Consider the following 21,256-nt stretch of genomic DNA (forward strand, 5'->3'; position numbering starts at 1 on the left):
GTTGAGAACAGTATACAAATCTCTTTAGGGATTTTTTTTCGTTAATAGCACTTTTTTGAGTTTAAAGAGTATGTTCATACCAGAGCATTAGAGGCTACGAAAAGGATAATGGAATTAGAAAGATAGATTTTAAGTGGTGATGTAAGGTGGGATAGGTAGAAGAGGAGTAGACGCTTGTAAGCGAGGCAAAAAAAAGGCACGGAAACCGTGCCATAAGAGTATGTGAGAAAAAATCAAAATCAGGGAAAGAATCAAGCAGCTTGTGAAACTGAATCTCCAACTGCAAGATTTAAATTTCTTAGGTTATCGAAAACTTCAGATACTAAGTCATTACGGTCGTGGATTTTAATCCGCCCACCGGTTAACTCTGAAACATAAACGGTATGGCAGAGGTCAGTAACCACTTCGCCGTATTCATCAACGACTTCCAAAGATGCAATCATCGGAATATAAGAAGCCGCAGCATAGCTCTCATAAATACTTATTATGGAGTCATTGTTGCGTCGAGAAATTACCCTACCAGAAGGTAAAGCCTCATCTTCCATATAGCAATCAGATAGGTCCTCACAGAAGTCATTTTCTTTAAGTGAAATATTAAGGGTCAATTCACTGTTGATAGAGCGTGAATAAGAATATTCACTCAGTTTATAGCAAGCCAAACTTATATCACTAAAAGTTTCATAAGCTTTATAGAGGCTCGATGTTATAGACTCAGATACAAATGTTATTAGTCCAATAAAATGAGTATCCCAGAACTGTTGCAAAGCAAAACGGGCAATCATAACCTGACCATCAACCTGCATCAGTCTGTTATATTCATCCCGGTCATAACCTTTCGACTGAGAAACATCATTAGACATGCTAAGAACTTCACTACAAACATCATCATATTCAAAACGGCTAGTTGCAAAGTGTTTTCCTGAAATCTCAAGGTACTGACCAGAGACTGCGTCAAACACCTCAAGAAAGTAACAGAGTCGAGATTTTAAAGATTCTCTGTTTAAAGCTTCTATTTCATTCTCAGAGATACTATCGACATATAAATCAACAGCATTCTTGAGTTCAATAGCTTTGATATTACAGGTAAAAGAAAGCTCGTCACTTTGACAATGGCAAACACTTAATACTATATCCGCCTCATCAAAATCTATGCCAAGATAGCTCAGAACTGCTCGGACATAGTTTTTATCATCAGATGAATGTGTCATATACACTACCTCAAATTTGAGAGGAAGTGCCCCAGAAGGGAAGCGACTTCCCCACTGGGTTAGATAAAAGTTTGGTTAAGCTAAAAGAAGATGCCAGCGACAGATTTTACATTGTCATAGACAAGTGTCTTCAGCCAACCAAAGTTACTTTTTTGGACTGAAGCAAAAGGATCATTGAGACGCGTTACGAAAATCGTCAAAAGCTTCAGTTATTAGTAATGTGCGATCAGTTACTCTGTATCGGTCATTACTTTCGAGAGATACGTAAGTTGAATGCGAAGAATCACAGACAACACGCCCTCTTTTATTGATCAATCTTACTTCCATCATCACCGGCACATTGATAATTGAAGCAACATCGGTATAGAGGGATATGAGGGCATCATTGTCACAATATAACGCCCCGTTCCCATCAAATGTATCGTTAAACTTAATATATATATCTGGCATATTTGCCGGATAATCATCAGTATTGAAATCAATGCATAACTTTAAGTCATCATTAATACGGCGATTAATCTTATGCTGCCCAACACGTACAAAGCCATGTTCAACAGCTTTGATAATCCTTAAAGTTTCATTAAGACAATCTGTAATTCTTTTCTCGACAAATGAGATAAAGTCACCAAAGTCGGAATGAAAAAACTGTTTAAGTGCAAATTTCGCAACTAACACTTTCCCATCCACCTTCATTTTATCGAGATAAAGATTTCTTATAGCATCAGTAGAAGAATTAGCTTTAGATAACTCTTCACAGTCATTAATAATCATTGAAACAATATCAATAACTTTAACTGGGCTTAAAGTATTACTATATCCGCGAATATCAAACGTAAAAAATCCGAAATTCTTAAATACTCCAAGAAAATAAATTATTTTTTGTTTCAAAAGAATAGAATCGGAGTAAGATGCGTTGTGCTTTATTAGTTCAGATATGTAGAGATCCAACATACAATTTAAATTATCGATATCTACATCGTAATCAAAGGTTACTTTGTCGAACGAAGTATCAGATAATTGAACGGTTATATCGTCAGCGGGAACATTAAGGCCTAAATTTTGATAAAGAAAGGCACTAACAAATTCCACGTGGTCAGATTCTTTAAACATTTACACTACCTCATGACTAAAAAGGAAGTGCTTCCCACCGGGAAGCAAGTTCCCGGATGGGTTAGATTAATTATAAAAGAGTTCTTCAGAAGGTACATGCATTTCTGGTTTGAACTGTTTTAAGGAGTTGTTTATAGCTTTTCGATATAACCCTGAAGAGTGTGGCTTAAACATTTGATATTCCGTAACGAGCAGAGGAGACGTAAAGCATCCTAAGTTCACTAGTGAAATATTTGATGTTTCTTCACAAACATCTAATTCAGCGTATATCCGCCTCTTCATTACCCTGCCTGCTAAATAGCGACGAACATGATTTATAAACTTGTCCGCATCTGATATAGAATTAACTATATAATCAGATGTGACTATCTGATTAGATACAGTTTCAGGTATAGCTTCGGCTATTATTTTTACGTTCATTTCATAATCAACACTATGGAAGCAAGCAAGAATTTGTGGCTTCGCGCTTTCTAAAATCTTTTCAAGAACAGAAAAAATCAGAGAGAACTCGTTTAAAATTCGCTTTTGTATAAGTCCATGTAGATGTTTTATGAAAGGAGAACCGTGTTCAACAAGGCCTAGTATAAGATCCTTAGAGGCCAAATCTGAGCGGTAATAAACGTATTCTAGATTATCCCGGTTAAATCCTTTGATAAGCAAATCAGGCTGCTCTGAGACCAGTCGTAAATGAGTTGAAGCTATAGAAACTTCAAAACGAAAGTTCGCGAGATTTACAGGGCCTGCTTTTAATGTAGCCGCTTCGGAAAAATAAATGAAAAGAGGATGCAAATCATCGTTACCACAGTAAAGATGGTCTGCGCCCTTAAGATATTTCACCAAATGAGGTAGAAAAGATATTACTGGAATATCAGCCACAAATCGAATATGCCGAAATGGTTTTGAATCCAAATATATATTTTCCACTACAGCGCCAACAAAACCCATTTTAACAAGAATAGATTCAACTAACTTTTGTATCGCATTCATTTAAATACCCTCTTAATAGAGGGATTTCTCCCAAAGGGAGAAATCCCTATGGGAGAAAATAATTTTAATTAATAATTGTAGCGAAGCGCATGTTCTTTTTCACTAAGATGGTTTTCATATTCCGACTTACCAGAACTTAAACACTCTTTGAAAAAGACCTTTGAAAAATTCTTCAAGTCACTTCGGTTGTTAATTTCTTTGTCAGACATCAACTTAGCTGAGTGTGAGGTATCCACAGGCCCCAACCACCATTCATATTTAATATAAACACAATTGGTTTTTGTATGTCCATTTAGAAATCGTTTTGCATTTCTAAGTATTTTTCTACAACCGTTAAGGTCTGAAAGTAAGATATCTGGAGCAATGAGCTCTTCCAGAATATGACCAGGTAAGCCTTTCCTAAAAAGCTCAACATCGTAACTACAATACCAGTCACGATAATTAAAAGCTTTAATAAGTCTTTCAGGTGTATCCAAAGATATCTTATTCAGGATTTTTAATGCAAAGCATACAGCATCTTTTAACAACTCGTGCACCTCAACATTGATAAATGAGAAAAACGAGCTTAATTCTTTCTCTAAGGAATTATACAACTTACCGTAAATATCCTGAGAAAAAAGATACTGCAATCTTTCTTTATTATAAGTGCAATTCGAAATTGAATAGACTTCTCCTCTTTCGATTTTGCACCCTTCCCTTAAAACTATAGGAAACCTCAAATGGTTAACAATGAAAGAATGATTCTTTCTTTGCTTCAAAGCATCTAATTGAAATTTCGTAATTTCCTCCAGATTTGCATCTTCAAAACCTGGAAAGGGAATATCACAGAAACAAGAACTATATGCTTTTGCTGATTCATACATAAACTCCAGTGAAACATCAGCATCAAAAGACATACCAGAGAACATGCCCTGCCCATTGTCTAAAAATGTAATGTTTTTAACCTGTATTTTTTTATGTTGAACAACCAAAAAGGCATTAATGATTTTTTCGATAATTTTCATGTGATCCTCTCTCAATAAAAAAGGGATCACTCCCATATGGGGTGTGATCCCCACATGGGTATAATTTAATTAAAAATCTGTAAGACCTAAATCTTTATTTCTACCACAAACTGTAGAAGATATAAGACGTTTTACTCGCTTTCGAGCACTTCGGCCTGACGTATCTTTCAAGTACATCGGTAATGACAATGATGAGATTTGATTACTTCGCTTATGATGGCAGACTATATAGCCCTGCCTCCACCCCGAACGCACAAACTCACGGATGCGGTTAATATATGCCGAAGCTTGAGATTTTGTACTTATCGATTCAGAACACTTTAAGTTCTGTTCGATAGAGTAAAGCTCAGCCGCCATTAATTTCACCTCATACAGGTCATCCCCATAACTTATAGTTTTCAACAGCTCTTCCTTTTCCCGAATGAAAAATACTTGCTGCATTCCAAGGATCAGGTCATAGGCCTCTCGAAAGAGGTCGATAAGCTTATTACGAACATAAATCATAAACTCCTCAAAGTGCTGAAGCCAGAAATAAGCCGCATTACTTATTTGTGAATTGTGAGAACAAACAAGCCCTTTAGCAAGCTCGACCTCTTCCTCCCGAAAAGTAAAGTTACTTTTCTTAAACCGACTTTGTTCAAAAATGCTTTGATGCATTTCTATCCATACAGAAACAAAACCGAGGGATTCAAATTCTTCGTTTAACAAATGTAAACTTTCGAAGATTTTCTGAATTTCGATCCCGATGTCATATGACAGTGGACATTCTTTTATAGAATAAACATAACCGGGTAGGAAGTGAGATAAATGCTCAGTTCGCAAATATAAACTGAATTTAAGTTCTGTCAGTGGTTGTTTCAAAGATAATTTAGATGATTCGCTTATATTTACTGGTTCAACACCATTTCTAATCAAAATAGCTTTTACCAGGTCCGTAGCTAACTTCATACAGCCTCCAGTCGTTATTGAGGCCTCCCTGATGCAGGTTGGCCATCAGGGAAAATATGTAAATCAATTAGCAACCAATCAGACCGTTGCCATTACATTGTCAATGTATCTGACAAGGGATGGGCGGTCGTCCTGTAAGGCAAAACGGCGAAGGTCATCAAGATTATACGCAGGAAGATAATCAGCGTAACCTCGAATACGAAGGTCCTCAACCACAACTTTTATATACTCAAATCGTCCAAGATTTCCTTTTAATGGGGGTTTTCCTGGACTAGACAGCATATCGTCTGCTTGCTCCCATGTGATTTCTTTAGCTTCACCACTATGTAGATCAAGATGGACATATATGAATGACTTATAATCTCCACGGCAACGAAGATAATATTTCGGATAGAAATATTTGTCACAACGCAACAAACACGTTCCTGAAGGACGAACTACGTACAACAGGTTTCTGTCATTTTCTAATATGCCATGTTTCAAAATCGTTATATCTATCTCATTATCATGCAGCAAATAGCATGACGATGGTTCATTGACGATGCGCGATTTTATAACAGCAGCAAATTTATTAAAAACTTCGTTAGTTTGAAAATTCATTAAAATGCTCTCCGATGTAAAACGACGAGCATCACCATAACGGTAATACTCCCGTTATGGGTTTTAATAGTTTATGGAATAACCATGTCATACAACCGACCATAGCCAGTAGTACCGCACATTTATTTAACTGAGCAAGCATCTCAGCCGTGAAAAGACCTTAAAGGCAGGTAATTATCACGAAGGAAAGCGGTTATCTTATCAATACAATTTAAAAAATAATATTGATAAGATAACCCCCCCCGCAAAATGCGGGGGAGTTATCGTTGTTACAGCTGATTAAGACATTCAGGAGCCCAGTGAATCGGGAATCCATCCTGCCCTGTTAACTGGAGAACATCGTTCCAGTCGATACCCTTTTTCCCATCAGGAATATCTTGTGCTGGTTCGAAGACTTCAATTGTCAGCTTTGATGCGGGATATCGTTTAGCCAAAAACTCAACCATGCGGCTTTGAAGTCGCTGAGCAGCTTCGATACCGGCACGAGTGCCTTGTGAGTTAGCAATATCCTTATCCGCCCAGATATAAAAGTTTATATATTTTACATCCGGCGGAGGCAGTAAAAAATCAGGAACAGTAACGTTTTCAAGGCACCATGCGGAGCTGGCTGCCCAGCATGGTGTTGAAGTCGCTTCTACAACAGAAAGCGCATTCTCGATCCCTTCAGCCACTCCCAGTGTCCAGGTCGAACTACCTGAATCATAGTGAGGGTCAAACAACTGAATTGAGCCACCTGTCATATCGGCAGGAGGCTTCATCATCAGCTTTGGATTTTCTACAGGTGCCTTATCACCGTTTTTGTCTACGTATGTTCTATGGATAGTCAGAGGCCGACCTCGGGTGTCACGATAGATTGCAATCATTCCCGGATAGATAATCGATTTCTGCTTATCTTTATCCCAATAGTAGATCCGGTTATTAAAGCCTAAATCCTTTGGTAAGTGACTCAGTAAGCGGGAGATCCCACGATTACGGAGGTACAAAGCAACAGGAGTATTAGGCTTTATTTCACCGGTATAGTGATACATCACATCAAGTTTTCGCATTCGCTTTGCCACTTCCTCTCGGTCAAGAGTTTCTGTGGCACGAACTGCTGATTTATAGCGTCGTTCATTTTCAATGTCGGCGTCAGTTAACGGAGCATGCAGATCCATCCCGAAAAAATCTGAGAGAATCTTTTTGCAAGTCTGCGTTTTACTTAATTCATAATATTTCGCCAGAACATCAATTCCGTCGCAAAACTCATTTACCGGAAAGTCATTATGGATCGCACATCCGGTATAAAGGTCTTTTTGTCGGAAACGAAACTTCGATTTCCCTGCGCCAGTAAACGGGCAAGGAACCTGGCTCGGGGCTTTTGCACAAGCGTCTTTGAAAGCAGGTATTCTTTCGAATATATACTTCCAGCCAGACACTTCAGCAATTCGAGCATGAACGAGTTTAATAAAGTGTTCAGATACTTCCTGTGGTTTACGACGAAGAGCCGGGGATGCATAAGTCATGATGATCTCTCTTATCTGGCATTGTGAGTTTCTCAATGCCTTCTGCGGTGCAGAAGACAGGGAGAAACCCACAACGCAGAATTTAAGAAAGAGGGCCCGGGGGCCCTCAACATTTATGCTTCAGTCGTGAAGCCATTATTCTCAAGACGCTGTATGTAGTTATCTACAAGTAACGCAGCCTGCTGGCTATTACCCTCCGCTATAGTGACTTCGCGGAAGATTCTTTCCTGAGGGCTATCATTGCTTATAACTTCACCAACACGTCCGAAAATACGGACTTTATGCATCGCACCGACTTTTTCATGTTCTACACGGTAAGTTTTTATCTGAGTCATATTTTGCTCCTTATTCCTTCATGGAGCAAAAAGACCCACCGGGGCCTTTTTGCCCCGATTGGGTAGAGTTTATTAAGAAAGTATTTGATGAACTAGCTTACTGACTTCAATAGACAATAAAGAAGTATCATCAACTGTTACGAAAGTGTCCGTTTCAAAACCAATTATTTCATCAGTCTTAATACCAACACCAACGATTTCTATTCCATTACATTTAGCCTTTTCCATAACTTCGACGATAGTAAATTCCGATTTATTCGGATAACCATCAGTTATAAGAAAAATTATTTTCCTATCGAATTGGCTGTCAAGTAACAGATCAACAGCTGCCATTAAAGCAGATCCCGTAGGGGTATAATAACCCTTACATCCAAGAGTGAATTTCGATAGAGATTCCTCAACGCTTTGATCAAACGTTTTGATAATCTCAAATTCACTTTCCTTGAAGGGAAAAACTATATTGGAGACATGCATTTTTGACAAACTTTCAGCGGCCATCGATAAAGCAAGATCTGACTTAATGGCATGAATATATCTTTCATCATTAGCCATTGACGCTGAAATATCACGAACTAATACGAGGCCAACATGCCCTCTATTTTTAGATTCGCTTTGAGCTCTGAAGACATCACGAACTCCCATTTGTGACAGAATTAATCGATTTCCATCGAAGGTAATTCCACGCTCATGAGTTTTGTTTCGGCCACGCATTTTAACCTGCTGTAAAACAGACAAGTCGCTACCGATTGAATGACTCAGAGACAAAGCCTCATTGTAAACATTCAAATCGATAAGGAGATCAGGGATATCCCATTCAGAAGCACCGAATTCGGCTTTCACGTCATCGGATACTTTTGATGCAATACCTTCAATCTCTTTAGCCAAAGCATCGTGATAATCTTCGCTATCCTCATCACTGCTAAGAAAGGCATCCAACAAATCTGCCAGTATCTCCCATTGAGCCGATGAAAAGTTACTTTCATCTTCAACGTTAGTCGAACTGGCTTCATCTGATTCACTCTCGGAAGGGTTAATCGCATCAGTATCGTCTTCAATAATGTTATCACCCGTGGGATTGCCACCGGTGGGTTCATTATTTCCCTCGTTATCTTCAGCAAGTTCTGAAGGCTCAGAACATCCCTCTTGAGCAAGATCAGCGTTATCGGAAGTATCTGCCTGACCTTCACTATCGTCCTCAGAATCATCCTCACGACTATCAGTCGACGTAAGCGATTTATCTTCTGATTCGGTATCGGTATCGGTCTCGGATTCATCATATGCCTCCTGCTCCTCCTGCTCTGTCTGCTGCTGTTGTTCCTTTGCCTCATCCCGCAGTCTCTCTAAAAGAGCCAGGGTCTTACGAGCAAGGGATTCACAGCCCTGAGTATTTTCACAACCAAGAGCATCATGAAAAATTTCCTCAACATCAGAAATTACTGGAGAAAGTATCTTTTGGGCATAGTCAAAAAACGGATCGAGGGTTTCTTTGTGACCTACCTGCTGAAGGACTTTTACTCGCAATGAGTTAAGCAGATACCACTCAATAAATAGGACAGGATTTTCCGGACGAGAAGATATATCAGGAGTCATCCTTCCGGCTTTAACCATCAGTGCGTAAGTGGCTGCAAGCCGCCGCTTTGCATCCGGATAATCGTTACCAACCTTCTCTTCCATCTGTACATCATCGAACAGATTTATAAGCCCGGTAAGACGTTTTGCCCTGCTATAAGCTTTACGTTTCTCAGCGAGGCTCTCAAACTCTGCATTCATTCCGTCATCGAAGCGTGTAAACCCTTCAGATGACATGAGAACACTATTAAAGGCGTCACTGTAAACCTCACTGACGGTATAGCGACCATGACCAGCTTCATGACAGGTAAAACCTTCAATCAGACTGACAAAGTCATCATCGCTATAATCGCCGTTTGGTAAAACACAAACTTTATTGACAGGATCAAAATACGGTCCTTTGGTATTGTCGTCTATTACAACTCTTACATCGCCTAAGCCGCTAATGACTTTTGCTATATTCTGTAAACGCTTAATATGGCGCGGCGATGATTTAAGATCTAATTTCATAGAATACCTCTTTATAAAAAGGGGTACTCACCCAGATGGTGAAGTACCCATCTGGGGTTTTTAATAAAGCAAACAGTTACCAGCCTTTGAGCTCGATATCAAAACCATTTTCAGCATTGTCTTCCTGTTGCGAAACTGATTTCTCAGGTTCAGCTACAGAATCAGTGTTTGAAAACGTGCTGTTTTTTATATCGTTCTCTACGACAGGTTCAACCTGAAACACATTTGTTGAATCTAAAATAGCTTCAATACCTGTGTTCTGTAGCGCGTTCGGTTCTGTTTGTGAGCTTTGATTAAATGATCTGGTAATAGATTCCAACCAGTCAGTAACCTTTTGCTCTCCTGAAATAATACGCTTTAACATTGAAGCATCACTCATGAAATAAAACCACTGCTGTAACACCGCAACGTCGCGAGGTTCAGAAATGGCACCTTTAGGTAAATTATTCATTATGTGTTTTATAGCTTCTGCAAGTACTGCCGCCTCTTTATGTATAAACATGAAGCTAATGATCTTATTTTGCATTTGCTTCAGTCGGTCAATAGTACTTGAGCGCAAATTATTATTTTTACTAATTTTTTCATAAACCCTCATTGCTTCTTCTGCCAGATCTGTTATCAATTGTTCCTGATAGTAGTCCTGGGTTTCATCACCTTCAACGCTAATAGGCGTAAAAGGAATAAAGTGAGCAATATTAAATCTAAAGGATTTTATGAAATCATCTTTAGTTAATTTCAACTGATCAATCAAAGAAGACATTCTTGGGCTTCTATTTTTTTCAGCCTCAATATGCATCTCATAATTGTCTACAACGTTTTGAATACCTGCCTGAAACTCTCGTTCAATCTCTTGGGCCCCTTCCAGAAACTCTTCCATACTGGAAACTGGTAAAATCCACATATTGCTATAGCGGATGCACAAGCGTGAGCAAAGGGTTGATATTCTGCTGGTAATCGTACTTTTGAAGCTAAGGGCTTTTATGTCAATCCAACGTACTTCGCTTTTAGATACGCTTTTTTGATCCGTAATATCATCTCCATCATAAGACAAATCGATTTTATCGGTTCGACGCGATCCTTGACAGCCACTTATTTCAATTTTTGTTATAACTGCACCTTCCAGTAAATCTGGATATGATTTTGCAAAATTCTCAGAGATTTGTTTTGCAGATACTTTGTTAAGCATTGAAGTATTTAAAGTCATGGGTTTCTCCAAAAAAAAGGGGAAACCCTCCCCAACGGGAAAGATTTCCCGATAGGGTTGATATTAAAGCTTCTCTGGTGCAATTAAAAGAATACCGGGAAACTCAGCGGCAACATCATCATTGCCCATTGCTCCCTGATACATATAACCTTTTAATTCCATTTCTTTAATTAGACCTTCCATATTTATTTTACCATCATGATAAAACAATAAAGAATAGTCGTTATTCAGTTGCATAAGTCCAGTAAAATTAGTTCCGTTTTTTGCTATAGCAATGGTAGCAGCACCATCCGTACTTAAAAACGCACTAAATTCAAGATGGGATAACTCTGAGATACAAATATCAGAGGTTTCATAACAAATCCCATCTAACTCGACTTTTTTGCTGTGAAATACTCCAGCGATTTATCCTTGTCTTCGCCAAGAGAAAGATCTATAGCTTGAAGAACAAGATCGACCACATGTAAAGGTAAAGCAGAAGCAAAAGCTATTTTGAAAGTGTCAAGAAGACTAAAGGTTTTTAACGTCATCGACGTGCCAACCCAAGCTACTAATTGACGAATATCCATCACACTGTCTTCTGTACCAGAGTCATTTACTGCAATCGCTACTCTTACGAACTTCTCAATGACCTGAAAAGGCAAAGAGCTATATCGTTTAGTAAGCACATTGGTTAAAGCAACTTTGTCGGGCTTCTCCATTTCAACTATCAAGAACCGCTTTATAAAAGCTGCATCTTGACGTTGAGAAGAAACGAACCGGCGAGCGCCTCCACTCATGTTTGTGTTTGCAGTACCAATAAATCGCGTGTAGCCATTAGCAGTTATAACCTCACCACCATTAGCACTGAGTGACCAGGGCTTACGTTCAATGGGCATGTGAAGTTTTGCTGCCGTATCAGGATCGATTTTGTCCACTTCATCCAGAAGAATGAGGTGACCATTACGAAATCCCGTTACCAAATCGCTGTGTACAAAACCTGTATTACCACCATTAAGACTGCGCTCACCTTCAAGCTCATCAACTCGAATATTGCTGTTGATCTGCTTAATTGTCAGCGGCCAATTCATCATGTGGCTAATGTACATTACCATTTCAGTCTTGCCAGAACCGGACTCACCTTTAAGACACACACTTAAATCTATATCCGGACTGATAAGCAGTTTAACCACTTGTTCAAGTATTCGGGGATTTGGTATGTAGTCTTTGTTCAGCGGAGCTCGATACGAGGTTTTAGTTTTGAAAACAGGCACAGCCATCTTTGGATCCATTTCTGGAATACCAAAAAGGTCCTTTGCTAGAACTAAAAGATACTCACCTTTATCCACATAATGTTTTAACTTTATAACATCCGGGGAAAGAAGAGCTTCTAATTTTTCATAAGCATCAGAAGATGTTTCATTTAACTTCATAGCGGCATTAGACATTTTTAACTCCGGTAAAATGCAAACACCGCCCTCTGGCAGATGTTTGCCAGTGGCATTTTATTTGAGATTCATTTGGCAAATAGTTGCCATCAGTTTCCTGATTTGAGGCACATTATAACCAAGATGATTTCCCACTATTTCAAAAGCTTCAGACATGATCCATTCAAAATGATTTTCGAATATTGGATTTATTTCTAACTTGCCAAAAGCGTTTCGTTTAGTTAACAGATCACATGAAACAAGCTCGTCAAACAACTCTAATGTGGATTTAAAAGCTTTTATGTAAACATCCATAATTTCCCTGTCAGTCCATTTAACAGCCAGTTTTTTTTCTGACATTAAATAATCCTGATCAAAGAAGATGTCCCAGCCCATATCGTCATTGCAATCATGCAAAATGATTTCATCATCATTCCTGCATTCAGCTAATTTCGTGTTTTCACTAATCGAACGATGCGAATGATAATAGAGCCATGATTTTAATTCCGCTCTAAATTCACATGCATCAAGTCCATGAGATAAACAAGTGTATTCAAATGATTTTGACATATACCACCGTGTTTCAGCTTCTAAAAGTGGATTCACTGTGATATTACCATTGTCATCTTTGAAGAATAACTTTCTCCTCAACACTAGTTCTTTAATGATTTCCAAAGACTCTTCCATAGCGGATAGAAAAACAACATACACATCCTCAGGGGTCCATTCTATTACCAGACCACCCAAATCTGGGTTATATTCTTCAACCGAATATAGATAATCTGTTTCTGCTGCAAAATTAATTGTATGCAAAATCTGATTTTTAAGTAATTTGGATTTTTCATAAAGGTGATTTTCACGCCTTTCAGAATCATAATTTATCTCAGAAATGTTACTTTCATCTGATTTAAAGTTTAATCCGGACGTGTATGCATCATTTAAATGCTCTTTGGGTGAATCAACTATTTGCGTTATTTCATCTTCATCTATATCGAATATAGAAAAAAAACTAAGTTGATTACTACTTATTGCAGTAGCCCTAAATTTTTGTTTCATGGGGACTCCAAAAGGAGAAATCCCATGAAGGGATTTCTCCCCTTTAGGGTGGGTTTAATGTCAGATCTGATTAAAGCTACTTTGTCCAAAACCTTTTAGAGGTTTAGGTATGTGAGCCAACTTACTTGTTGCTACCACTCTCATGTAGTCAAGAGGATGTTCTCTCCCTTCAATCATAATAGTATCGACAACAATATAACCGGAGACCATCAACTCATCACCCTGATTTATACCAGTGAAACAGGTTGAATACATTTCAGGCGACACCTTGATTTGAACTGAAAATTCTCTCTCAGTGATTTCACCATCAACTTCTGTCTTCATCCTATTTTTGAGCTTTATTAACAAACCTATACTCTGGTCAGTCATTTTTTTCTCCACAGCACTGATAACTATCCCGGACACTTTTACTTCATTGATATATTCAAGATATGACATTTTCCGCTCCTCGATTTGTTCAAAGAGAAGCCCCGTTAGGGTTCCCCCTTAACAGGATTAAATAAATTTATTAGTTACATACATGAACGTGCAGACTACCAAACAGGCAATTCCGGCAATATGTAACCAATTTCTTGTTGGTTTAGTTGGTGCAATCGCTAAAGAGTTCTCCAACTTCTCTGTTACAAGACGTCGATTCTCTGCTTTAGCCGCATCATCTAAATATTGAGTTTCACGCTTAGCGAGAGTCTCAATTTTCGATTTTATTGCATGGTCCCATCCTTTAGTTTCAAAAACGCTTAACTCACTAAAGGTGTGCGTCATGAGATCTTCTGGGAAACCCAGTTTTTTCATTAACGGACGAATGGTATCATACATTTTTTCTACATTTTCGTAGTGGGCCTTTACTGCGACATCAAAACGCTTACGTAAAGTTAATTTTTCACGTTTGCAAATGATGTCCGAAACCCAATTTATTAACTGCTCATTTTTGAGTTCACTGGCTTTTTCAAGTGAGTAATCCAGATTATCCACGTCAAGAAATGAATTTAATCCGTATTTTTCAAACTCCTCAACAAGATATTTATCCAGTTCAGTTAAGCTTTTAAAAAGTGGTACATCTGGGGAAGCTTTAAGAAGCTTATAAGCTCCTTCGAAATCAATTTTCTTGACCACGAGTTCCACAACATCCACATGATAATAGCTTGAATAAGCAGAAAGCTTTTCGGCCAACAAAGACACAGGCTTAAGAGACTTAAGTTCAATGATATTTGGGCCGTCCTCATTCAAAATAACAATCAGTTCATTATCACGTTCTGTATATTTCATCAGAACTTCTAAGAGCTGTTTGTTTAGCGCCTTATCCATCTCTGGAATAATTTCACTAAAGGTTTGATGAAGGGCTTTACTGCGAGCTTTATTTTTAGACATTTGGGGTCACCTATATATAGTAAGAAGGAAGAAACAAATTTTTGTTTCAACACGAAGGCAAAGCCTGTCATTCATCTCCCGTAAGCTATGAACCGCCTGATTTATACTATCTGGCATTAGAAGTACGCAACAAAAATAGCCCCAGGAGGAGCTAAATTAGTTACGGTTTGGTAAATTCAGATTGCCTTTTGCAGGCATGGGAAGTGCACCAGCGACAAAGGTGACATTTTGCCGGTGGTGTCTTACAGCTTGTTTAAGCTGGCCGCTTTTCACGGCTAAATCAACGCTTAACGCGAAAGTAACTTTAAGCAAAGTTACTCAAATTTGGGAGCTGATATTTAAGCTCATTGTTTTTATACTATAGCTTTAAGCATAAGTAAATGCCCATATCGAATTATTCTGTATAAAGTGGAGAAATTCGAATATTAGCTGCTTCTTTTATCTTTTCTTCACTGCATTCTCTTAAAAAGAAAGAAGGATCACCATACCACATTACAAAAAGTTGCTTTTCTGCACGCGTAAATCCAACATAAAGCAAACGTCTTTCTTCTTCTATTGCCTCCTCCCCAACTGATCTTTTACTTGGTATCTGATCCGCATTACAACTCATTATTATTACTTTATTCCACTCAAGACCCTTTGAACCATGCAAGGTTGATAGGACTACTTTCTCTGGGCTGTATTCCTCGTCCTTCTTCCTAGGGCCTAATGACATTGCAGCAGCACGATTTATCATATTCATCCAACCAGTCTTTTCTGCCCACTGTTTACAAGTGTCTAAAGCAATTTTTGTTAAGGTTGCTGTACCTTTATTACTCCTCATCTTGATTGACGACGATTCCATCCATTTCGTAAGGTTGGCGAAACGTTTTGCTATCTCAACTTTATCAGAACTTTCCTGGGTAAAGCGCACGAAGTTTGAATGTAATGTTTTTGTTTCGAGAGAACTGTCCTCCGGGATGGCAAGGTCGCCAAAAGTAACTTTTCTTCCTCTCATACTCAATGCCACTTCATCCAAAACTGATTCCTGTTCTCCAAACAATGCCAATACTCTCTTCATTAAGCGAGGATCATTTGATTGTCGGAAAAAGGCCATAAGGCTTAACACATCGCTTGTTTCTTTTTCATCCCAGAATGATTTACCTCCGTAACGAATTACTGGCTGTTCGATCAAACTTTCTAGCTCATCCAAGTGAGCATTATTGCGGCTTAGAATTGCCCATCCATGTGGATCCTGATTTATAAGGCTTAAAATACCCTGTATCTGTTCCTCCATATCTACATATGAACGAAAAGTGACCTTTCCCCCTCCCTTTTTTGCCGAGCGTAACTCTTTGGCATAACGGTAAACATTCTTTCCTATCAGTGCTCCGGCCACCTCTAAAATTTCAGGTTCACACCTAAAGCATGTGTTTAAGTAAAATATGTTAGGTCTGAAGTGTTTTTCAAACTGTTGAAATATTTTGACTCCTCCTGAGGATCTGAAGGAGTAGATGGCCTGATCATCGTCTCCAACTATACTCGTATAGACTCCAGCTCTTGTATGCAATGCTATCCATGAGAATTGTATAGAGTCAGTATCCTGAACTTCGTCTACTATCAAATGTGTCAAATCTAACGTGCGCATTTTTCCCGAATGCATTTGACCGACAACAAATTTTGAAAGAGCATTGAGGTCCGCCACATGGTCTTTCTGGCATAACGCCTGATAGGTATTAAACAAATGGATCTGTTGTCTGTTATGCCGAACTGAAATCACATCCGTATCCATTTCTCTGCCGATAGCATCAATAACGAATTCAGCTTCAGCAAACTTCATCGTTACACCGGATTCTTTCAAAGCCCGGTGAATGACAGATCTCTGTGCTGGCCCTATCAACATCTTTCCCGGCCAGCGAATCATGTCCAGTTGCTTCTTAACGAGTCCGTGAAAAGTATCCACCAGCACCCGGTCAAGATCCTTCTTGCTCAATCGCTTTTGTAACTTTGCTGCAAGTGCGTTTGTTGCAGCGCGAGTAAAGGTCACCATCCCGATTCTTGCATATGGATACTTTTTGAGAATCGATATAACCGCTTCTATCATGGTGAACGATTTGCCTGATCCAGGCGCTGCTATCACCATATTGTTTGCGCTAGCATTCTCGATAACAGGTCTTTGCTCTTCTGTTGGCTTACCCATTTCAACCTCATTACTTCGTTTTAATAATTATACATTTTTATAAAAGCGCTTTTCTTGTGTACTGCTGGTTCTACTGGAAATCACTTTTTTTCCTTTTTTATGCAATCAGGTTGTTTGTGAAACGCGTGACTATGGAATAATGGTTCCATCTCCAAAAGACATTACAAAAAGGGCTTTAAATGAAACTTTTACGTTTAGTATCTCTGGTCTCTTCTGTCGTCATTGGTTTTTCCCTATCGGGTTGTGCCGGTGACACCGGCACTACGCCAGGCACCGCTCTGAATGCGTACAGTCACGGCCAGTACTGGCATGCTAATGCAAATGATTCTGTCGCCAAGAATGCCTATTCGTTTGCTGGTTTCGACGTTAATTTTAAGGAGCAAGAGGTTACTCCTGGAGGGGATGCCGACAACTTTCTTTCTAAGTATCTCATCAATAGTTCGATGGGCTACGTAACAGGCGGTCTAAAAGGTTTTGGGATCATGAGCCTCAGCTCTTTGTACAGTTCTTCTGACGCCGAATACATCCAGGTCAATCAATACCTAGTGTTCGTCCCCAATCCAAAAAAATTGCCTTACAATGATGAAAGTTTGGTACGTGAGGGAGCTAAGTATGTTTTTGAGCATACAAAAGCAACTCAGGCCTCATTTGGATACAACCCTGAAAAACAGAAAGCAGCTCTGGCCACATGTAAAATTGATATGGCAGTCGTCAATAAATGGAGTACCTGTGATCTGCCCTCTAAGCCTGATGCTGATGTTTTCCCTACAGATTCAATGTACAGCTTTCAGGCGATTCGCCCCGCAACAGGAACCGAAATTCCTGAGCTAAACCTTCCCGCTGGTGATTACGCTGTAATTCGTTATGTGTTCATCCCATTTAAAGGAAACGAAACAAGCGCTGATTTTTCGGGTATCATTTTCCGTTCTGATAGCCCAAATACAACAACTCCAGGGGGTGTTGCAGCCTCCATCAACGGAAAAGATTATTACCTCTTTACCGGTGAATACGGTAAAAAAGGCTTCCCAGAAAAAACATTGAAAGCCAAGTAATTAAAAAAGGGGCCTAACGGCCCCTTCTTCAATATTTCGGCAACTGCTTGCCCGTAACCGGATCCAGCGTAGTTGAACCTACCTCACATATGGCCGGTCGAGGTAAATAGCTACAATCTACATTTTCCTCTTTTATAGCCTGAGCATTTTCTTGTCTGGCCTTTATCATATTTTCTTCACCGCCCATTGCTTCCTTGGTACGTTCTGATGGAAGTTGATAGTTCTCATTCTGGAATGGTAAGTTTTCCACAATTGATTCTTCGGAGAATTTTGAATATTGATCAGGAACTTCTCCTACCTGAACTGCATCATTAATCCACTCCGTCAGATCAATTTTATCGAAATCCAGTTGCTGTATTTGCTTTATTGATAGCCCCACGCAATTAGAGGCGACAGGGTCTATTCCTAATTGCGGATAAGCTTGTTGCATAATAACGCGTGACAACATGGAATTATAACAGCACATGTCTGTTGCTTTTTTAACGCATTTCTTTGTGAAACCAACATTCAGATATTTGACGCATCGTTCCGTATCTAATGTAAAACAGGATTTTTGATTCTTATGAATAGAAGCTTCCATCTCTTTCTGGTCGCATGCTACCAACATTTCTAAAAGCATTTTAGTGACCTGATAGGCTGTATAAATCCAACCGATCACGTTTAATGCAAGCATAAAGTTTTGAACCGCAGCCGAGAAGACAACCTCTCCTCCGGTAGTAGCAACGTTCTTAAAGACAAAGTCACGAACTGTATCTGGTAGCAATTCGTAGGCTTTCTTCATTGCCATCTGCTTAAGCTGACCTATACCGAAGCTGGACATTGTTTCCTGTGCCAACTGGCCAGCACCTCCTGCCCCTCCAGAAGTTGCGGAAGACCCAACTGCCCTGCTTAGATTACCAGCGACGTTTTCATATACGCTCGTTAAGGAGCTCGTGACGTTGTTCCACATTTGCCCTACTGTTTTACCAGCTGATGCAGTCCACTCTCCGACCGCATTAGACATAGAAGCCCATGTACCTGTATCACCGCCGGTCCATTTTATTAGCTGAGCATTAACTCTGGTCCAGTTTGTGTTTCTGATCATAGATCCGGCAAGCATGATACCTTCAAGTGCTCCTGCGGTTCCCTGTGGTGCTTCGCAGCAGTCCGTCTTTGCCAGGCCATTTACAAAGCCTACTGAACGACCACACCATTCAGGTTTTCCTTCAAAGACGGAACATGAATTGGCATCGTTAGGGTCTTCGCATTTGGCTTCGCCCTGCATGTACTGAACCATGTTTGAATAAGCCGCAACTTTTCCAAAATCGTTGTTCTCTTCCTTTGGCCCAGTTTCGCATGTTCCACCTGAACATGGGATCATGCCAACACAGGCATTTGTAGAAGATTCAACCTCCCGAACTACATCCTTCCCTCTGTCACAGGTGTATTTCTGTTCATACATGTAGCAACTGTTAGTGCCCTCATCGAACCAACCCTCTGCACATGTTTGTTTATCGAGTACACATGCTGCATCATTTTTATAAGCACTACATGCATCAGGCATACTCTTTATTTCTTCATAGTTGTAACAGAGGTCCTTTCCATTAGCGTCTTTCATAATTTTTCCACTAGCGTCATAAGAGCAAATTTTGTCTTTGGCCAATGGATCACAAAAGTAGCCTTCAAGGTTTGTCTTCCAGGTAAGAAATCCTTTATCACCTTCATACAGAGGCTTTGCCAATGAAAGCACGCTTTCCGGAAGCCGTTTTGTGCCAACATCCATATCTTTAAACCGATCGAAACGGCAGAATGTATTCGGAGCTTGTACAGCATCGTAACAACCAGCTGGTTCCTGGACGTGCTTATCTTCGAGCTTCATATTTTCAAAAGTCAGCTCAACCTCAAAATACCCTTCACCCTTCCCACCAACCCATACTCTGGATGCCATTGTCACTTCTCGATCAGGCTCCTCATACACCGATTTTCTGACCTTATCAGTCACATCGTAAACCTTGTCGAGTTTCCACGATTTTTTTAACTCCCAAGATCCCTTAGGAGCCGGATAGTCACTTTCTCGATATGCACCATCTATGTGAGCAAAAATCTGCGTGCCATCAAGTGTTACCCGCATGTGGTCATCCCACTCCGCGTTAACAATCTTTGCTGAGGCCAATTTTGCATCCGGATGGAATTTTAATGTCAGTTCGTTATCATATACCCCGTCACTCCAGTAGTTGTCATCACGGCGACCAAACCATATACGCACACAATTATCGCCGCACATCGACATGTCTCCGTTTCCGCCTGAAATGTAAACAGGGACTGAAAAATCACGGGTTATCGTGCAGCTGCTGAAGTTATCTTGCTTAGGCGAGTTACAGTAGAACTCTTTGTAATCAGGATAGTGTGTGGTTACTGTTTTTTTAGAGGTCTCAACATTACAGTTCTGAAGCCAGTTTCCAGTACCAGCAACAGCATTTGTTATCTCATTTCTCCCCGCAGTAAACATGGGATCGTTAGGCTTTATAGATGATGCCGGGTTGTCCTTGTTAGCATTTACGAGGGTGCGGTAGGCAACGCCATCATAACTTTGAGCATCAAATAACTGGCTTTTCCGATTCTTTATATCGTTTACAAAGCCATCCTCATCCCCATAACGATCTGCGGCATTGAACTTAATATCGCTGTGCTTTTGCTCTGAGCTGAAAATCTCTCCGGTATTTGTTTTGGTTCCAGGAGTAGTATTGGGATTACTGCTTATACCAATGTTGCCATTAGCATCCCGAGAGAGCAGCTTTGCCCCTTCCTTGGTATAGTTTGAATTGATTGTCCCTCCAGACATACTCGGCAGTTGTACGGCGCTACCAATGGACTTTCCATCGGATGCGGCATTTTTCATGACACTTTCATTTGAGTTCCCTGCCCCATACTTTCCGAGATTAAGATTAGCGGATTCGGCTTTACCCACGTATTTCTCGGTGATCTTCCCACTGACATTCTCGCCTGAATCCGCATTCTTGTACTTCTCAACAATGTCCTGAGCACTGGTTGTCGCATTGCGATTTGCGTTAGGATTAGCAAGATTAAAGTTACTTTCGAGCTGGTCAAATATAGCGTCTGCCGCATAAATACGAGGAGTCATTACCATATTTATGAGAGAGATATAAAAAGCCCAACTCATAGTATTGGCAATCATTGATGCAATAATAGTTGAAGCTATCGTTTTTCTAAGTTTCATT

General features: G+C 39.7%; 18 protein-coding genes. 1 reads left to right on the forward strand and 17 read right to left on the reverse strand.

Annotation, left to right across the window (positions count from 1 at the left end; translation table 11 throughout):
* Positions 1-251 precede the first annotated feature (251 nt).
* The 16 genes from CHU32_RS23750 to trhI form a co-directional block, all read right to left on the reverse strand.
* Complete coding sequence (locus CHU32_RS23750) at positions 252-1,208, reverse strand: hypothetical protein (protein ID WP_000149830.1); 957 nt, start codon at positions 1,206-1,208, stop codon at positions 252-254.
* A gap of 171 nt (positions 1,209-1,379) precedes the next feature.
* Positions 1,380-2,318 (reverse strand): hypothetical protein, encoded by a 939-nt coding sequence (locus CHU32_RS23755; RefSeq protein WP_000472041.1) that lies wholly within the window; start codon positions 2,316-2,318, stop codon positions 1,380-1,382.
* Between the two features lie 66 nt (positions 2,319-2,384).
* Complete coding sequence (locus tag CHU32_RS23760) at positions 2,385-3,305, reverse strand: hypothetical protein (RefSeq protein WP_000991697.1); 921 nt, start codon at positions 3,303-3,305, stop codon at positions 2,385-2,387.
* A gap of 68 nt (positions 3,306-3,373) precedes the next feature.
* Positions 3,374-4,309 (reverse strand): hypothetical protein, encoded by a 936-nt coding sequence (locus tag CHU32_RS23765; protein WP_000691119.1) that lies wholly within the window; start codon positions 4,307-4,309, stop codon positions 3,374-3,376.
* A gap of 69 nt (positions 4,310-4,378) precedes the next feature.
* Positions 4,379-5,257 carry a hypothetical protein gene (locus CHU32_RS23770; RefSeq protein WP_000762003.1) on the reverse strand — a complete coding sequence of 293 codons (879 nt, stop codon included), beginning with the start codon at positions 5,255-5,257 and terminating at the stop codon, positions 4,379-4,381.
* A 78-nt stretch (positions 5,258-5,335) separates the two neighbouring features.
* Positions 5,336-5,857, reverse strand: a complete 522-nt coding sequence (locus tag CHU32_RS23775; protein ID WP_001011130.1) for a hypothetical protein — start codon at positions 5,855-5,857, stop codon at positions 5,336-5,338.
* 269 nt (positions 5,858-6,126) lie between these two features.
* A complete protein-coding gene (locus CHU32_RS23780; protein WP_000220379.1) occupies positions 6,127-7,359 on the reverse strand; it encodes a DUF7146 domain-containing protein in 1,233 nt (410 codons plus the stop codon).
* A gap of 113 nt (positions 7,360-7,472) precedes the next feature.
* On the reverse strand, positions 7,473-7,694 hold the full coding sequence (locus CHU32_RS23785; RefSeq protein ID WP_000192120.1) for a hypothetical protein: 222 nt from the start codon (positions 7,692-7,694) through the stop codon (positions 7,473-7,475).
* 72 nt (positions 7,695-7,766) lie between these two features.
* Positions 7,767-9,773: a VWA domain-containing protein gene (locus tag CHU32_RS23790; RefSeq protein WP_000762700.1), complete on the reverse strand. Its 2,007-nt coding sequence runs from the start codon at positions 9,771-9,773 to the stop codon at positions 7,767-7,769.
* A 76-nt stretch (positions 9,774-9,849) separates the two neighbouring features.
* On the reverse strand, positions 9,850-10,977 hold the full coding sequence (locus CHU32_RS23795; RefSeq protein WP_000174396.1) for a DUF3150 domain-containing protein: 1,128 nt from the start codon (positions 10,975-10,977) through the stop codon (positions 9,850-9,852).
* Between the two features lie 63 nt (positions 10,978-11,040).
* Positions 11,041-11,214: a hypothetical protein gene (locus tag CHU32_RS28335; RefSeq protein WP_001176645.1), complete on the reverse strand. Its 174-nt coding sequence runs from the start codon at positions 11,212-11,214 to the stop codon at positions 11,041-11,043.
* Between the two features lie 131 nt (positions 11,215-11,345).
* A complete protein-coding gene (locus tag CHU32_RS23800) occupies positions 11,346-12,404 on the reverse strand; it encodes an ATP-binding protein (RefSeq protein WP_000063335.1) in 1,059 nt (352 codons plus the stop codon).
* A gap of 57 nt (positions 12,405-12,461) precedes the next feature.
* A complete protein-coding gene (locus CHU32_RS23805; RefSeq protein ID WP_000810361.1) occupies positions 12,462-13,439 on the reverse strand; it encodes a hypothetical protein in 978 nt (325 codons plus the stop codon).
* 60 nt (positions 13,440-13,499) lie between these two features.
* Entirely contained in the window at positions 13,500-13,877 is a 378-nt protein-coding gene (locus CHU32_RS23810) for a hypothetical protein (RefSeq protein ID WP_000120822.1), read from the reverse strand.
* A gap of 57 nt (positions 13,878-13,934) precedes the next feature.
* Positions 13,935-14,807: a hypothetical protein gene (locus tag CHU32_RS23815; protein ID WP_000041927.1), complete on the reverse strand. Its 873-nt coding sequence runs from the start codon at positions 14,805-14,807 to the stop codon at positions 13,935-13,937.
* Positions 14,808-15,201: 394 nt separating this feature from the next.
* Complete coding sequence (trhI, locus tag CHU32_RS23820) at positions 15,202-16,986, reverse strand: IncHI-type conjugal transfer helicase TrhI (RefSeq protein WP_000517885.1); 1,785 nt, start codon at positions 16,984-16,986, stop codon at positions 15,202-15,204.
* A 179-nt stretch (positions 16,987-17,165) separates the two neighbouring features.
* Here trhI and CHU32_RS23825 point away from each other — a divergent pair, with 179 nt between their 5' ends.
* A complete protein-coding gene (locus CHU32_RS23825) occupies positions 17,166-18,038 on the forward strand; it encodes a hypothetical protein (RefSeq protein ID WP_000771834.1) in 873 nt (290 codons plus the stop codon).
* Between the two features lie 28 nt (positions 18,039-18,066).
* Here the strand turns inward: CHU32_RS23825 and trhN are convergent, their stop codons facing one another.
* Positions 18,067-21,255, reverse strand: coding sequence for an IncHI-type conjugal transfer protein TrhN (gene trhN, locus CHU32_RS23830; RefSeq protein ID WP_000776701.1), 3,189 nt, complete (start codon positions 21,253-21,255; stop codon positions 18,067-18,069).
* Position 21,256: the final 1 nt, after the last annotated feature.

This window comes from Superficieibacter electus (genome assembly GCF_002915575.1).
Classification (GTDB): Bacteria; Pseudomonadota; Gammaproteobacteria; order Enterobacterales; family Enterobacteriaceae; genus Superficieibacter; species Superficieibacter electus.

Bases quoted from the DNA above. Each gene is read 5' to 3' on its own strand.
- CHU32_RS23750 (WP_000149830.1), bottom strand. From the start codon at position 1,208: ATGACACATTCATCTGATGATAAAAACTATGTCCGAGCAGTTCTGAGC.
- CHU32_RS23755 (WP_000472041.1), bottom strand. From the start codon at position 2,318: ATGTTTAAAGAATCTGACCACGTGGAATTTGTTAGTGCCTTTCTTTAT.
- CHU32_RS23760 (WP_000991697.1), bottom strand. From the start codon at position 3,305: ATGAATGCGATACAAAAGTTAGTTGAATCTATTCTTGTTAAAATGGGT.
- CHU32_RS23765 (WP_000691119.1), bottom strand. From the start codon at position 4,309: ATGAAAATTATCGAAAAAATCATTAATGCCTTTTTGGTTGTTCAACAT.
- CHU32_RS23770 (WP_000762003.1), bottom strand. From the start codon at position 5,257: ATGAAGTTAGCTACGGACCTGGTAAAAGCTATTTTGATTAGAAATGGT.
- CHU32_RS23775 (WP_001011130.1), bottom strand. From the start codon at position 5,857: ATGAATTTTCAAACTAACGAAGTTTTTAATAAATTTGCTGCTGTTATA.
- CHU32_RS23780 (WP_000220379.1), bottom strand. From the start codon at position 7,359: ATGACTTATGCATCCCCGGCTCTTCGTCGTAAACCACAGGAAGTATCT.
- CHU32_RS23785 (WP_000192120.1), bottom strand. From the start codon at position 7,694: ATGACTCAGATAAAAACTTACCGTGTAGAACATGAAAAAGTCGGTGCG.
- CHU32_RS23790 (WP_000762700.1), bottom strand. From the start codon at position 9,773: ATGAAATTAGATCTTAAATCATCGCCGCGCCATATTAAGCGTTTACAG.
- CHU32_RS23795 (WP_000174396.1), bottom strand. From the start codon at position 10,977: ATGACTTTAAATACTTCAATGCTTAACAAAGTATCTGCAAAACAAATC.
- CHU32_RS28335 (WP_001176645.1), bottom strand. From the start codon at position 11,214: ATGCAACTGAATAACGACTATTCTTTATTGTTTTATCATGATGGTAAA.
- CHU32_RS23800 (WP_000063335.1), bottom strand. From the start codon at position 12,404: ATGTCTAATGCCGCTATGAAGTTAAATGAAACATCTTCTGATGCTTAT.
- CHU32_RS23805 (WP_000810361.1), bottom strand. From the start codon at position 13,439: ATGAAACAAAAATTTAGGGCTACTGCAATAAGTAGTAATCAACTTAGT.
- CHU32_RS23810 (WP_000120822.1), bottom strand. From the start codon at position 13,877: ATGTCATATCTTGAATATATCAATGAAGTAAAAGTGTCCGGGATAGTT.
- CHU32_RS23815 (WP_000041927.1), bottom strand. From the start codon at position 14,807: ATGTCTAAAAATAAAGCTCGCAGTAAAGCCCTTCATCAAACCTTTAGT.
- trhI (WP_000517885.1), bottom strand. From the start codon at position 16,986: ATGGGTAAGCCAACAGAAGAGCAAAGACCTGTTATCGAGAATGCTAGC.
- CHU32_RS23825 (WP_000771834.1), top strand. From the start codon at position 17,166: ATGAAACTTTTACGTTTAGTATCTCTGGTCTCTTCTGTCGTCATTGGT.
- trhN (WP_000776701.1), bottom strand. From the start codon at position 21,255: ATGAAACTTAGAAAAACGATAGCTTCAACTATTATTGCATCAATGATT.